Origin of the sequence: Methylosinus sp. (assembly GCF_036560965.1) — a bacterium.
Taxonomy (GTDB): Bacteria; Pseudomonadota; Alphaproteobacteria; order Rhizobiales; family Beijerinckiaceae; genus Methylosinus.
Map to the genome: position 1 here is coordinate 39,520 of NZ_DATBQF010000062.1, position 12,569 is coordinate 52,088.

13 protein-coding genes and 3 tRNA genes are annotated in these 12,569 nt (G+C 65.9%); 13 read left to right on the top strand and 3 right to left on the bottom strand.

From position 1 onward, the window contains the following. The first annotated feature begins 66 nt into the window (after positions 1-66). The 11 genes from VIF40_RS16330 (at position 67) to VIF40_RS16380 (ending at position 8,287) form a co-directional block, all read left to right on the top strand. Positions 67-573: a DUF192 domain-containing protein gene (locus VIF40_RS16330; protein ID WP_331938570.1), complete on the top strand. Its 507-nt coding sequence runs from the start codon at positions 67-69 to the stop codon at positions 571-573. Between the two features lie 92 nt (positions 574-665). Then, positions 666-742 (top strand) — tRNA-Pro (locus tag VIF40_RS16335). Between the two features lie 76 nt (positions 743-818). Then, positions 819-1,130, top strand: coding sequence for an ETC complex I subunit (locus VIF40_RS16340; protein ID WP_331938571.1), 312 nt, complete (start codon positions 819-821; stop codon positions 1,128-1,130). 19 nt (positions 1,131-1,149) lie between these two features. Further along, positions 1,150-1,226, top strand: a tRNA-Arg gene (locus VIF40_RS16345). Positions 1,227-1,368: 142 nt separating this feature from the next. Next, positions 1,369-1,445, top strand: a tRNA-Arg gene (locus VIF40_RS16350). A 240-nt stretch (positions 1,446-1,685) separates the two neighbouring features. Further along, complete coding sequence (locus VIF40_RS16355) at positions 1,686-2,126, top strand: hypothetical protein (RefSeq protein ID WP_331938572.1); 441 nt, start codon at positions 1,686-1,688, stop codon at positions 2,124-2,126. 201 nt (positions 2,127-2,327) lie between these two features. Continuing rightward, entirely contained in the window at positions 2,328-2,726 is a 399-nt protein-coding gene (locus tag VIF40_RS16360) for a hypothetical protein (protein ID WP_331938573.1), read from the top strand. An 85-nt stretch (positions 2,727-2,811) separates the two neighbouring features. Beyond that, positions 2,812-3,312 carry an RNA polymerase sigma factor gene (locus VIF40_RS16365; protein WP_331938574.1) on the top strand — a complete coding sequence of 167 codons (501 nt, stop codon included), beginning with the start codon at positions 2,812-2,814 and terminating at the stop codon, positions 3,310-3,312. Between the two features lie 91 nt (positions 3,313-3,403). Next, the gene (locus VIF40_RS16370) at positions 3,404-4,330 is read left to right on the top strand and encodes a FecR family protein (protein WP_331938575.1); all 927 of its coding nucleotides are present in this window, start codon (positions 3,404-3,406) and stop codon (positions 4,328-4,330) included. A gap of 130 nt (positions 4,331-4,460) precedes the next feature. Beyond that, complete coding sequence (locus VIF40_RS16375; protein ID WP_331938576.1) at positions 4,461-7,034, top strand: TonB-dependent receptor; 2,574 nt, start codon at positions 4,461-4,463, stop codon at positions 7,032-7,034. A 2-nt stretch (positions 7,035-7,036) separates the two neighbouring features. After that, positions 7,037-8,287 carry a PepSY-associated TM helix domain-containing protein gene (locus tag VIF40_RS16380; RefSeq protein WP_331938577.1) on the top strand — a complete coding sequence of 417 codons (1,251 nt, stop codon included), beginning with the start codon at positions 7,037-7,039 and terminating at the stop codon, positions 8,285-8,287. Positions 8,288-8,296: 9 nt separating this feature from the next. Here the strand turns inward: VIF40_RS16380 and VIF40_RS16385 are convergent, their stop codons facing one another. Both VIF40_RS16385 and metC read right to left on the bottom strand, forming a co-directional pair. Continuing rightward, positions 8,297-8,506, bottom strand: a complete 210-nt coding sequence (locus tag VIF40_RS16385) for a hypothetical protein (protein ID WP_331938578.1) — start codon at positions 8,504-8,506, stop codon at positions 8,297-8,299. A 173-nt stretch (positions 8,507-8,679) separates the two neighbouring features. Beyond that, a complete protein-coding gene (metC, locus tag VIF40_RS16390) occupies positions 8,680-9,885 on the bottom strand; it encodes a cystathionine beta-lyase (RefSeq protein WP_331938579.1) in 1,206 nt (401 codons plus the stop codon). Between the two features lie 166 nt (positions 9,886-10,051). Between metC and VIF40_RS16395 the strand changes: the two genes are divergently transcribed. Further along, a complete protein-coding gene (locus VIF40_RS16395; protein WP_331938580.1) occupies positions 10,052-11,068 on the top strand; it encodes an amino acid ABC transporter substrate-binding protein in 1,017 nt (338 codons plus the stop codon). 24 nt (positions 11,069-11,092) lie between these two features. Here VIF40_RS16395 and VIF40_RS16400 read toward each other — a convergent pair whose 3' ends face one another. After that, positions 11,093-11,647: a DUF2478 domain-containing protein gene (locus VIF40_RS16400; protein ID WP_331938581.1), complete on the bottom strand. Its 555-nt coding sequence runs from the start codon at positions 11,645-11,647 to the stop codon at positions 11,093-11,095. Between the two features lie 198 nt (positions 11,648-11,845). Here VIF40_RS16400 and VIF40_RS16405 point away from each other — a divergent pair, with 198 nt between their 5' ends. Then, complete coding sequence (locus VIF40_RS16405) at positions 11,846-12,559, top strand: VWA domain-containing protein (RefSeq protein ID WP_331938582.1); 714 nt, start codon at positions 11,846-11,848, stop codon at positions 12,557-12,559. The last annotated feature ends 10 nt before the right edge of the window (positions 12,560-12,569 follow it).

Here is a 12,569-nt window from a genome sequence, read left to right on the forward strand (position 1 = left end):
CGTCGAGCGCGCGCGTTTCGACACTATCGTCATGCGCTCCGCGGTCGGGTCGCGGCGAGGGCGAGCATGTCGGGTGAGTTGTCGCGGAAAGTCTCCAGCGTCGTCATGACGCTTCTCCTCCTGCTCCTTTGCGCGTCGGTCGTTCCCGGCTGCGCCAAGGATGTCGGAGCGGCGCCGCCGCCATCGGTGAAAATGTCCGTCGAGCCGCTCGAGATCGTCACCACGACGGGCGCGCATCGGCTGCGCGTCGAGGTGGCGCGCACGCCGGATCAGCGCGAGAGAGGCTTGATGTTTCGCACATCGCTTCCCGCCGACGGCGGCATGCTGTTCGACTTCCACGACGAGCGGCCGGTGTCCATGTGGATGAAGAACACGCCGCTCTCGCTCGATATGATCTTCGTGTCGCGCGCGGGGCGCGTCGTCTCCTTGGCGCTGGGCGCGGAGCCCTATTCGGAGCGGGTGATCTCCTCCGGCGGGTCGGCGCTGGCCGTCATAGAGCTCGCCGCCGGCGTGGCGCAGCGCCTGTCGATCGCCGTCGGCGACACTGTCAGACATCCGATTTTCGAGAGATAGAGCGACGCGGCGCGCGCTCGCGCTTGTGAGCGGCGCGCCCTCGTGCTAGCGAGGCGTTCAGCGGAAATGGGCTCCGCGGCCTATTCGCGAGACGGGGTATGGCGCAGCCTGGTAGCGCGGAAGTTTTGGGTACTTCAGGTCGCAGGTTCGAATCCTGCTGCCCCGACCAATGGGCGCGGAGCCACCGTCACAGCGCCGCTATTTCGTTTTTGGCTGGCGGCGAGCCAGCTCTTGCCGAGGCCGATATGACCGCACGCATTCACCGCCCGTCCCCCAGCGCGACGCAATCCGGTCCGGGACCGGCCAAGGCCTGGGTGCTCGAATTCGAGAACGAGACCCCGCGCGAGCTCGATCCGCTGATGGGCTGGACCGGCACGTCTGACGCCAAGGCGCAGATCAAGCTGCGCTTCGCCACCAAGGAGGAGGCGATCGCCTATGCCGAGCGCAAGGCGCTCGTCTACCGCGTCGAGGAGCCCAAGCCCGGCTCGCCGTTGCGCCGCATCATGTCCTACGCCGATAATTTCAAGACGCAGCGCGTCGGCCAGTGGACGCACTGACGACCACAGCCTCCGTCACGACCCCGTAGCTCAGCCGGATAGAGCAACCGCCTTCTAAGCGGTAGGTCGCTGGTTCGAATCCAGCCGGGGTCGCCATGCGGTCGACGACCGGACTCGCCTTTCGTCGCCTCCGCGATTCGTTTCGGCCGCCGCAATTCTCAATTCGTCGCGCGCTCGTCGCCGCGCGTTCGCCTGCACCCGAGACGCCGCCGGGCGAACATGTTAGAGTGTGCGCATCGACTCCGTAGCTCAGCTGGATAGAGCAACTGCCTTCGAAGCAGTAGGTCGTAGGTTCGAATCCTACCGGGGTCGCCAGCCGATTCATTGCGATCGTCCCCTATCGCGAGCATGGGCCCGCCGGCGGCTCTGCGACAGCGGCGATGCTCCCCTCCATTGCAAGCGCAGCGCTCGACGACGGCCACGTCCGGCGCGCGCTCGCATTGTGGCGAATCCCACATCGTTTTTTCGAGCAGAGATTAGCGTCGTCGTCATCGGCCGCCGCCGAATGAAATGCGACGAGCGCCGAATTCTTCGAAACGAATTGGGAAGCAAATCATGCGCTATGAGATCATCCTTCACAATCAGCACGCCAATCAGCAGCTGGATTTCGTTGCGTTCGACGATGCGATCGAAGCCGCGCCGACGCCGATCGCGCCGAATATTCCCGCCGGGGGCGTCGGGGCTGCGCGCGTCAGGGTCAAGTCCGTTCCGGGCAATCCGGTGGTTCCGATCGTCGGCGGCGGCGGCCACCCCGGCGGAACGATCTATTATTCCCGAACCGACGCCAATGGGCTGCGTTTCTACAAAATCTCGATTTTTCCGCCTGTCGCCGGAGGTTTTGTCGCCATTCAGCGCTGCGCCGCGACCGGGGCCGTCCCCAATCCCCACACGGGAAACTACCAAGCCTATCGAAATGTTTTCCTGCCGACAGGACCCAAGCTGGCGGTGAGCAAGTTCGTGCATGCCGGCGTGGTGCGGGTGTCCATGACCATCTAGAGCGCCCATCCGATCCCGTTGGATGGGGCTAGCGTTGCTTCTCGATCTGAACGATTCCGTTCGATCGGAAAGCGCGAGCGCCGGCGGCGGGGCGGCTCGGACTGTGGCGGCGCCGTGACAGTCGTGCGATTTCGACGCCGACCCCGCCGCATGGCGCATTTCCGCCTTGACGGTCGCGGTTTCGCCTGTCTCCAATGCGCCATGGCTTCGTCTCGGGCGCAAATCCGCCGGCTGCAGGGCGCGCTCGCCGTGCTCGCAGCGGCGTGGCTGCTGCTCCAGTCGCTCGTCGGCGTCGCCCAGGCGAGGGCGCCTCTGTCGCCGTCGGGCTGGGCGCTGTCGCAAGGCGACGACGGGCTCTGCGACATTCGGTCCGGCGATCGCGGGCCGGCGAAGCGCGACCATTCCCACGCCCAGTGCATTTTGTGCCGCATCTGCGCGCGCGACGAGGCGCCGGCACAGCTGGTGTCGGAGCCTATCCTCGATCCTGCGCCGCGCCGTGTGGCGACGCTCTGCGTCTCGTCGCGCAGCCGGCGCCCCCCGCCGCCGATCGGCCGGCCCAGCCTTTTCTCTCCCCGCGCGCCGCCGCCGTCGATCGGCTGATCGACTTCATCACTCTGATTTCCTTTTCTCTCGGTCTCGTCCGTCGCATCCCGTGCGGCGCCGAGACCGCCGCGGGCGGCGGCGTATGTCGGCAAAGAAATCCCATCTCATTCGCGCTCTGTTCGAGCGCAATCGACGCGTGCTGACGGCCTATCTCACGCGCCGCGTCGGCGCGGAGGCGGCGCCCGATCTGCTGCAGGAGACCTTCGTGCGCGCGCTGCGGCACGAGCGCCTCGACGACGTCGCCGATCCGCCGGCCTTTCTCCAGCAGATCGCCGCCAATCTGACGCGCGACTTCGCCCGGCGGCGGCGCACCGAGACCAAATATCTGAGCTTCGACCCGTTTCTCGGCGAGCGGCCGAGCGGCGACGCGCCGCAGGACGAGATCGTCGATCGTGATCGCCGCGCGCATCGGCTCACCGAGGCGATCGCGGCGCTGCCGCCGCGCTGCCGCGAGGTTTTCGAGCTCTGCGCCTTCGAGGATCTGTCCTTTCCCGAGATCGCGGCGCGCCTCGGCGTCTCCGAGCGCATGGTCCGCCAGCATATGAGCATCGCCATGCAGCGCTGCTGGGCGGCGCTCGCGTGAGAGAAATTTGCGCGACGACCTTCCTTTTTTCGCTTTCCTGCGTCGTATTCGGCAGGCGCGCGTGATCGGCCGCGCGCGGAGCGACGATGCGATGACGACGGATGACGACGGCGCCCTCCATGCAGCGGCGATCGAATGGTGGGTTCGGGAGACGGCGGGCGAGCTCGTCGGCGAGGCGCGCGCCGAATTCGGCGCCTGGCTCGCGGCCGATCCCGCCCACGCCCGCGCCTATGCCGATATTGCGGGAATGTTCGCGCAGGCGCGGGAGCTGCGTCCCGCCCGCCGGCCGCAGCGGCGCCTCGCGCGGTCGGGGCGCGCGGCGGCATGGGGCGGATTGCTCGCCGCTTGCGTGGCTTTGCTGGTCTGGATCGGCGATCTCGCCATTGTCCTGCGGGCGGACCATCGGACCGGCGTCGGCCAGCGTCGGACGGCGATCCTCGCGGATGGCTCCCGCGTCGAGCTCGACGGCGGCTCGGCGATCGCCGTCCGCTTCGAGCCCGGCCGCCGGCAGGTGACGCTGCTCGCCGGAGAAGCCTGGTTCGAGGTCGCGCCGGACACGGCCCGTCCCTTCGTCGTCGAGGCGGCGGGTGGGACGGTCACCGCGCTCGGCACGGCTTTCGACGTCGCGCTGGACGGCAACGAGGCCCGGGTCGCCGTGGGCGAGCATGCGGTGGCGGTGGCGAGCGGCGGCGCGCGCCTCGTCGTGGAGGCGGGCCGGCAGACCGCATTCGAGGCCGATGCGCCGGCGCGGGGGACGGCGAGCGTCGCCGGGGAGGCGATCGGCGCCTGGCGGCGGGGCGCGCTGATCGTCGAGGACCGGCCGCTCGGCGACGTCCTCACGACGCTCGGACGGCATCGTCAGGGGCTCGTCCTGTGCTTGCGCGCGGCGACCTGCGCGCGGCGCGTGAGCGGCGTGTTCTCGGCCGCCGAGCCGCTGACGGCGTTGCGCGAGATCGAGTTCTTCCTCGGCCTGCATGCGATTCAACTGACCGACTATCTGATTTTTCTGACGGAGTGACGCGCGGCGCCGGCGCACGCGGGACGGTCCGAATTTTTTTCGCTTTTCGACATTCCGAAATCGACGCGAGAGCGTCGAGTTGGTCACGGGCGGCGTCTCGCGTCCGGGGCAAATTCGACAGGAAGCGGCGATGGCGAAGAAAGGTCTGCGTTACGAGGGTGCGGCGATGGGGTCGACAGTTGCGGCGATGGCGTTCGGCGCCTTTGCGATGGGAGGAACGCCCGCGGAGGCCTCCCTCTCGCCGCAGGAGCGAAGCGGCGTCGTGCTGGTCTACGAGATACCCGCCGGATCGGTGGCGACGGCGCTCAACGCCTTCGCGGTGAGGAACGGGCTGCATCTCCTCTATGAGGCGCATGTGACGCGGGCGCTGCGCACTCCGGGTCTCTCGGGCGCTTTTTCGCTGCGTGAAGGGCTGGATCGGCTGCTCGTGGGCACGGGGCTGACCTATCGTTTCGGCGGCCCGGACGAGAAGGCCGTCTCGATCATTCTGGCGCAGAACGACACGGTGCGCAGCGACGCGGGTGGCGCCGAGCCGCTGCCGCCGATCGATGTGGGGGCGGAGCGTCCGGTTGCGGCGCCCGGACGAGCGGGCGGCGCCGGAAAGGGCGATCCGACAGCCTATCACGTCCCGGACGCCGTGACGGCGACGAAGACCAATACTCCGATCATGGAGACGCCGATCTCCATTCAGGTCGTTCCGCAACAAGTGTTGCAGGATCAGCAAGCGACGACCCTGGCCCGCGCGGTCGACAATGTCAGCGGCGTGAGATCCTTTACCGCGACCTATGTGGGCGGAAACGATCAGTTCCAAGTCCGCGGATTCAATTCGACCGTCACATATCTGGACGGATTGAGAACGACGCAGGGCAATCCGGGCACAAACACGTTGAGCAATATCGAGCGCGTCGAAGTTCTGAAAGGTCCGGCATCGATTCTCTACGGCCGCGCGGAGCCGGGCGGCATCGTCAATATCGTCACCAAAAAGCCGCTGGCGGCTCCGCAATACTCGGTCGATCAGATGTTCGGCTCATGGAACACCTATCGCACAGTCGTCGATGCGACCGGTCCTTTGACCAAGGACGGCTCGGTGCTCTATCGGCTGACCGGAGAAGTGGATCACCACCATTCGTTCCAGAACTTCTATGCCGCTCGCAACTACGTCGTTTCGCCGGTCGTTCAATGGAACATCGACGCCGCGACGCAAATCACAACGCATTTTCAATACGGCCATCAGAACGAGCCTTTCGACATCGGCGCGATCACCTATACGAAATATAATCCCTTGTCTCTGGTATACGGCGTCGGACCGGTCGGCTTTATCCCGCGTGGGCGGACGTTCGAAGATCCGAATTCGAACAGCAAATTGGACACAATGAGATTTGGTTTCAACTGGTCGCACAAATTCAACGAATATTGGACATTGACGAACCGCTTTCAGGCCGTTCACGGGGAGGGGCGTTCCTATTTGACCGCGACCTCGGGTTTCAATGCGACGAATCCGCTATTGCTCAACCGGGCCTATGTCGCAAATAATGGTCGGACCTACACCTACGCCACCAACCTCGATCTTACGGGTAATTTCGATACATTCGGCGTCGGCCATACGCTTCTTCTCGGCGGCGACTATTTCCTGTTCAGAGGCGTAAATTCGTTATTCGGGTTTTCCAACTTTCCTGTGCCCTCGATCAATTATCTTGCGCCGACATACGCTTTTACGCCGAATGAGGACTATCTATACAAAGCGGCCGGACCCGGGCTCATATCGGTCAATCGACAGAACTGGCTCGGCGTTTATCTTCAGGATCAAATCAAGCTGCCCTATGATTTGTTCCTATTGGTCGGCGCACGCTATGACAATGTCGTCGTTCGCAGCAACGGATTTGCCGGCAAGGGCGACCTGACCACCGACAATTCAGAGCGAGTGACGCCGCGTTTCGGGCTGCTGTGGAGGCCGATTCGAGAGCTGAGCCTCTATGCCAGCTATGTGGAGAATTTCGGCGCCGCCGGCGGCTTGGCGGGACCTGCGGGAGCCCAGCAGATATTGCCGCCGCAGACGGCGGAACAATGGGAGGTCGGCGTCAAGACGGAACTGTTCGACCAGCGTCTGACGGCGACGATCGCCTATTTCAATCTCATCAAGCAACATGTCGCGACGCCGGACCCCGACCCGACGCGGGCGGCGCTGGGTTTTCAGGTGTCGGCGGGAGAAATCCGCAACAAAGGATTTGAGCTCGACGTGGCGGGAGAAGTTCTGCCGGGTTGGAAGGTCATCGCCGGCTACTCCTATATCGATTCGCTGGTCACCAAGGACAATGGCGTCGTCACCGATCCGCTCGGCAATATCGTCAGCTACAACGGCGTTTCCGGCTTCATTCCAGCCGGCGTTTCGCGTCACATGGGCAATCTCTGGACGACTTACGAATTTCAGAGCGGCGATTGGAAGGGATTGAAATTCGGCGGCGGCGCGAATACGCGCAGCAAGGCCTATGGCGATCGCTTGGATAGCTATCATACGCCTGGATACGCCACCGTCGGCCTCATGGCGGCCTATAGCTGGATGTTCGACAAGAGCAAATTGACGGCGCAGCTCAATGTCGAGAACCTGCTGGACACACGCTACTATCCGGAGGGAACCCGTAGCGCCGTGCAAGTCGATGTCGGCGCGCCGCGCACGTTCCGGGGCTCGCTCCGCATGGAGTTCTGACGATGCGTCGCGCCTTCTGGGTGGGGCTGCATCGCTGGGCGGGATTGGCGATGGCGGGGTTTCTCGTCATCGTCGCCGTCACGGGGAGCGTGCTCGCCTTTCGTGAGGAGATCGACGCTCGGCTCAATCCGGAGCTTCTGACTGTCGCCGCTCGCGACGCTCCGACGCTCGATCCCCTCGAGCTGAGAGAGCGCGCGGCGGCGCTCTATCCGGGCGCGCGCATCGACGATGCGCCGCTGGACGTCGAGCCGGGCCGCTCCTACATGGCCCGCGTCTGGACGAAAGGGGAAGGAGAAGCCGGTCCGCTGATCTTTCTCTATCTCGACCCTTATACGGGAGAGAGGCTCGGAACGCGCATATGGGGCGTCGTCTCGTTCGACCGACGAGATTTGCTCCTCTTTCTCTATCGCCTGCATTACACGCTCGCTCTGCCGGCTTTCACCGGAAGCATCGGAGGCACGCTGCTCGGCGTCACCGCGCTCATTTGGACGATCGATTGCTTCGTCGCCTTCTACCTCACCTTGCCGCCGAGGCGGCGCGACCGGAGCAAGGCGTCCGATGCTGCGAAATCCTGGTGGGATCGATGGCGACCGGCTTGGCGGATCAAATTCGCGGGCGGCGCCTATCGCGTCAATTTCGACATTCATCGCGCCTTCGGCCTATGGACCTGGGCGATGCTGCTGGTCTTCGCCTGGTCGGGCGTCGGCTTCAATCTCGATGCTGTCTATCGGCCGACGATGAAGGCGCTGTTCGGCTTCGCCGACGTTCCCGCTCTGCCGGCGCGGGCCGAGCCTCTCGAAGCGCCGCTTCTCGACTGGCGCGCGGCGCGCGCCGTCGGGCGCAGGCTGCTCGACCAGCAGGCGCAGAAAGAGGGGTTTGTCATCGAGCGGGAGGCGCTTCTCTCTCTCGATCGTAGCCGCGGCGTCTACGCTCTCGTCGCACGCAGCTCGCCGGAGATTGCAGCGAATACGCGAGCAATGGTCGTTTTCGACGCCGACTCCGGCGCTCTGCGCGCTGCGACATGGCCGGGAGACTCTGTCGAGAAAGCAGGAAATTCGATCGGTCGATGGCTCGCGCGGCTCCACACCGCTTCCGTCTTCGGCCTGCCGATGAAGATTCTCGTCTGCGTGCTCGGCTTCGCGATCTGCGCGCTGTCCGTCACCGGCGTCTATATCTGGTGGAAGAAGAAGAGAGCGCGAACCTTCGGCCGAGGCCGAGCCGAAAAGCGCGAAGCCGAGGGCGCGCAGCGATAATTCGCTGGATCAGCTCGCCCGCGCCGCCTCCGGGAACTTCGCCAGAAACGCCCGCAGCACGACGATCTGATCCGCCGCGCGGCGCTTGAGGCCGAGGTCCAGAAAGCCGTCGAGATCGGCGACGATGAAGTCGCGCACCGCCGCAGGACCATGGCGGAGCCCGAGCAGATACGAAGCGAGCAGCGCGTCGTGCCGCGCCGAATACGTCACGCCAGTCATGATCTCGTTCGATGTGGGCCCCCGTCCGAATGCCGGGATATGCGCAAACATTTGAACTGCTCCCCTCGAGTCCCCGCCGCCCGCGACATTCCGTCGCGCCTCGGGGCCTGATTAGGCGTTTTCGCGAGTAGGCGAAATCGGGGAGAACTACGTATTTTGGAAGCTGCGGAATTTTATGCCTTTTCTTCCGCCGACGCGGCGGCGCGCAGGCGCGTGAAGCCGGCGTCGAGATCGTCCTTCAGGTCCTCGATATCCTCGAGCCCGATCGAGAGCCTTATCGCCGGGCCGCCCGGCGCCCACTCTGTCGCCGTGCGATAGGAGGCGCAGTCGAAGGGCAGCGCCAGACTCTCGAATCCGCCCCAGGAATAGCCGAGGCCGAACAGCTCCAGCCCGTCCAGCATAGCGGCGACGGCCGCCGGCGGGACCGGCTTCAGAATGAAGGAGAACAGGCCCGTCGAGCCGAGAAAGTCGCGTTTCCACAGAGCATGGTCCGGATGGCTCTCGAAAGCCGGATGGATCACCTCGGCGACCTCCGCGCGAGCGGCGAGCCAGCGGGCGATCTCCAGCCCGGCGCGCTCGGCCTCGCGCAGGCGCAATTCCATCGTGCGCATGCCGCGCAGCGCCAGGAAGACATCCTCCGGCCCCGGACACATGGCGAAAGCGTTATAGGTCGCGCGCAGGCGCTTGGCCCATTTGTCATTGGCCGAGACGAGGCCGAGCAGAAGATCGGAATGGCCGGCGAGATATTTGGTGCCCGCCTCGATCGCCATGTCCACGCCGCGCTCATGCGGCGGAAAGAACAGCGGCGTCGCCCAGGTGTTGTCGAGGATGACGCAGACGCCTCTCGCATGAGCGGCTTCGGCGATGGCGGGAATGTCCTGCACCTCGAACGTCTGCGAGCCGGGCGATTCGGCCAATATCGCTGTCGTGTTCGGCCGGATCAGCGCGGCGACGCCGGCGCCGATGCGCGGATCGTAATAGCTGGTCTCGACGCCGAGGCGCTTCAGCACGCTGTCGCAGAACATCCGCGCCGGCAGATAGCAGGAATCGGTGACGAGCAGATGGTCGCCCGCCTTCAGCGCGGTCAGCAGCGCGAGGGTGATGGCCGCGAGGCCGGAGGGGACCGCGACCGCATCCGCCGCGCCGGCTATGTCGATCCAGGCCTCCTCCAGCGCCTGCGTCGTCGGCGTGCCCTTGGTGGCGTAGGTGTAGGCGCCGCGATTGGCGAGCAGCGACGCCGTATCGGGAAACAGCACCGTGGAGCCGCGGTAGATCGGCGTGTTCACGAAGCCGAATTGCTGCGAGGGCTCGCGCCCGGCATGGGCGAGGCGGGTGCGGCTACGCTTTTTTCGCCCAGATTGTCCTCTAGTCTCGCTCATGTCTCGCCTATCGCGCCTTTCGTCGAACCGATTTGCGGCGGCCTGCTCCGCGCCGCAGCATAGACTGTTTCGGCGCGCGCGGCGCCGATGGGCGGGACATGGGCGATCATGGCGAATTTGTCCAATGATCGCTCGCGACGTCGCAAGCTGAAACCCCGGGTCGACTATGATCTCTCGCCTGTTCCGCCGCATCATCCTCGCCGCGAGCCTCCTGCTGCTCGCCGGCGGCGCCGAGGCCTCCACGCTCGAGCAGGTGCAAAAGCGCGGCTTTCTGATCTGTGGCGCGAGCAATGGCCTGCCGGGCTTCTCGCGCCAGGACGAGGCGGGCCGCTGGAGCGGCTTCGACGTGGACTTCTGCCGCGCGCTCGCCGCCGCCATCTTCGACGATCCGGAGAAAATGCAATTCGTGACGCTCGCTTCCAAGGATCGCGTGAAGGCGCTGCAATCGGGCATGGTCGATCTTCTGGCGCGCGGCGCCGCCTGGACGCTGTCGCGCGACGCCGGGCAGGGGCTCTCCTATGCGGCGATCACCTTTTTCGACGGGCAGGGATTTCTCGCGCGGAAAAAATCCGTCGCCTCGCTGCGCGATCTCGGCGGTCTCGCGGTCTGCGTGCAGCAGGGCACGCCCTTCGAGCTCGATCTGGTCGATTTTCGCCGCGACGACGCCAAGCCGATCGAGCCCAAGCTCTTCCCCACATTCGAGGAGGCGGCCAAGGCCTATGCCGACGGCAAATGCGAGGCGCTGACGGCGGATCTGTCGATGCTCGCCGCCCAGCGGCAGGAGCTCGCGACGCCGGCCGATCACGCGATTCTTCCCGAGCTCATCGACAAGGAGCCGCTCGGCCCCATCGTGCGGCAAAGCGACGATCAATGGTTCGACATCGTCCGCTGGACGCATTTCGCCTTGGTGGACGCCGAGGAGCTCGGCGTGACCTCGGCCAATGTCGACGAGCAGCTGAAATCGGCGGACCCGCGCGTGCGGCGCCTGCTCGGCGTCGATGGCGGGCGCGTCGAAGGGCTCGGGCTCGAGGCGGATTGGGCCTATCGCATCATCAAGCACGTCGGCGATTACGGCGAGGTCTTCGAGCGCAATCTCGGCGCCGGTTCGCCGATCGGCCTCGAGCGTCGGCTCAACGCCCTATGGACGAAGGGCGGGCTGATGTATGCGCCGCCGGTGCGGTGAGCGCGAGCCTCGTCGATGAGCGGATCACTCCGCGCCCGCCCGCCGGGGCTTTCGCGCGCGCTCCCACCAGGCGAAGAGCGCGTCGAGATCATGCGCGAGCGTTTCCGCCAGCGGCCCGGCGAATTGACGCCACTCGTCCACGTAATGGGGCGAGACGGCCGTCACCACCGGAACCTTGGCCACCATAGCCGCGCGGAAAGCGTCGGCGAGGCCGCCGCTCGACGCCTCCTGCTTGCTGAATTTGCTGATCACCACGAGATCGACGCCCTCGGCGATGCGCCGCTCGATCGCGGCGCAGGCGAGCGCCAATTCGCTCGAGTCGAGATTGCAGGCGACCGAGCCAGCGCCTAAATCCTGCGAGATCGCATAGAGCGCGCCATCGGCGATGTCGCGCAGCACGATGCGGCTGCGGCCGGTCGCCTCGTCGGGCATGCGCGCCTGGGTGACGCCGGCGACGCGCGCGCCGCTCTCGGAAAGACGCCGCGCGAAATCGGCGATGAGCGCCTGCGCCTGCGCGCTCGGCTCGCCGGGAAGGGCGGCGATCGGCGCCGTGGCGGGCAAGGAAGCGTAAAGGGTCATTTCGCTTTTCTCTTCAGGCGCGTTTCTGACGGGCGCGTTCTCATGAGCGCCGCGGCTCGTGATTTCTGTCGCAGCGCGCGGCGGACTCGCCTATCCTCGCGAGATCGGCGGCGGCCCGGCGCTTTCGTTCGGCGAGGCTCGCGCCTCTTGTCATTCCGGGGCGGCGCCCGATCTGTTATAGACAGTCAGGGACGCGACGTGAACAGCCGTAACGATGAACGAGGCAATGCGCCGCTTTCCCGCTCCGCTCGCACGGAGGCGGTCGAGGCGTTCATTCGGGAGGCGCGGCGCGTCGGCGCGGCGGCCGATCGGGGCCGGCTGATTTTCGCGCTCGACGCCACGATGAGCCGCCAGCCGACATGGGACCTCGCGCAATCGTTGCAAGGACGCATGTTCGAGGCGACGGCCGCGCTCGGCGGCCTCGATGTGCAGCTGGTGTTCTTTCGCGGCTTCGGCGAATGCCGCGCTTCGGATTTCGTCGGCGGCGGGCAGGGGCTCGCGGCCTTGATGGCGAAAATCGCCTGCCGCGGCGGCCGCACGCAGATCGCCAAAGTCTTTCGCCATGCGCTCGAGGAGACCGGCGCGCGCCGCATCGGCGCTCTGGTCTTCGTCGGCGACGCGATGGAGGAGAAGCCGGATGAATTATGCGAGCTCGCCGGCCGTCTCGGCCTGCTCGGCGTCAAGGCCTTCATGTTCCACGAGGGCGGCGACGTGGAAGCCGGCGCCGCCTTTCGCGAGATCGCGCGGCTGACCGGCGGAGCCTATGCCGCATTCGACGCAACGGCGCCGCGCCGTCTCGCCGAGCTTCTGTCCGCCGCCGCCGCTTATGCCGCGGGTGGGCTGGCCGAGCTCGAGCGCCGCGCTACAAAAGGCGAGGACGCCGCCCGCCTTCTTTTGTCCCAGATGGGGTGAGGAGCCCGCT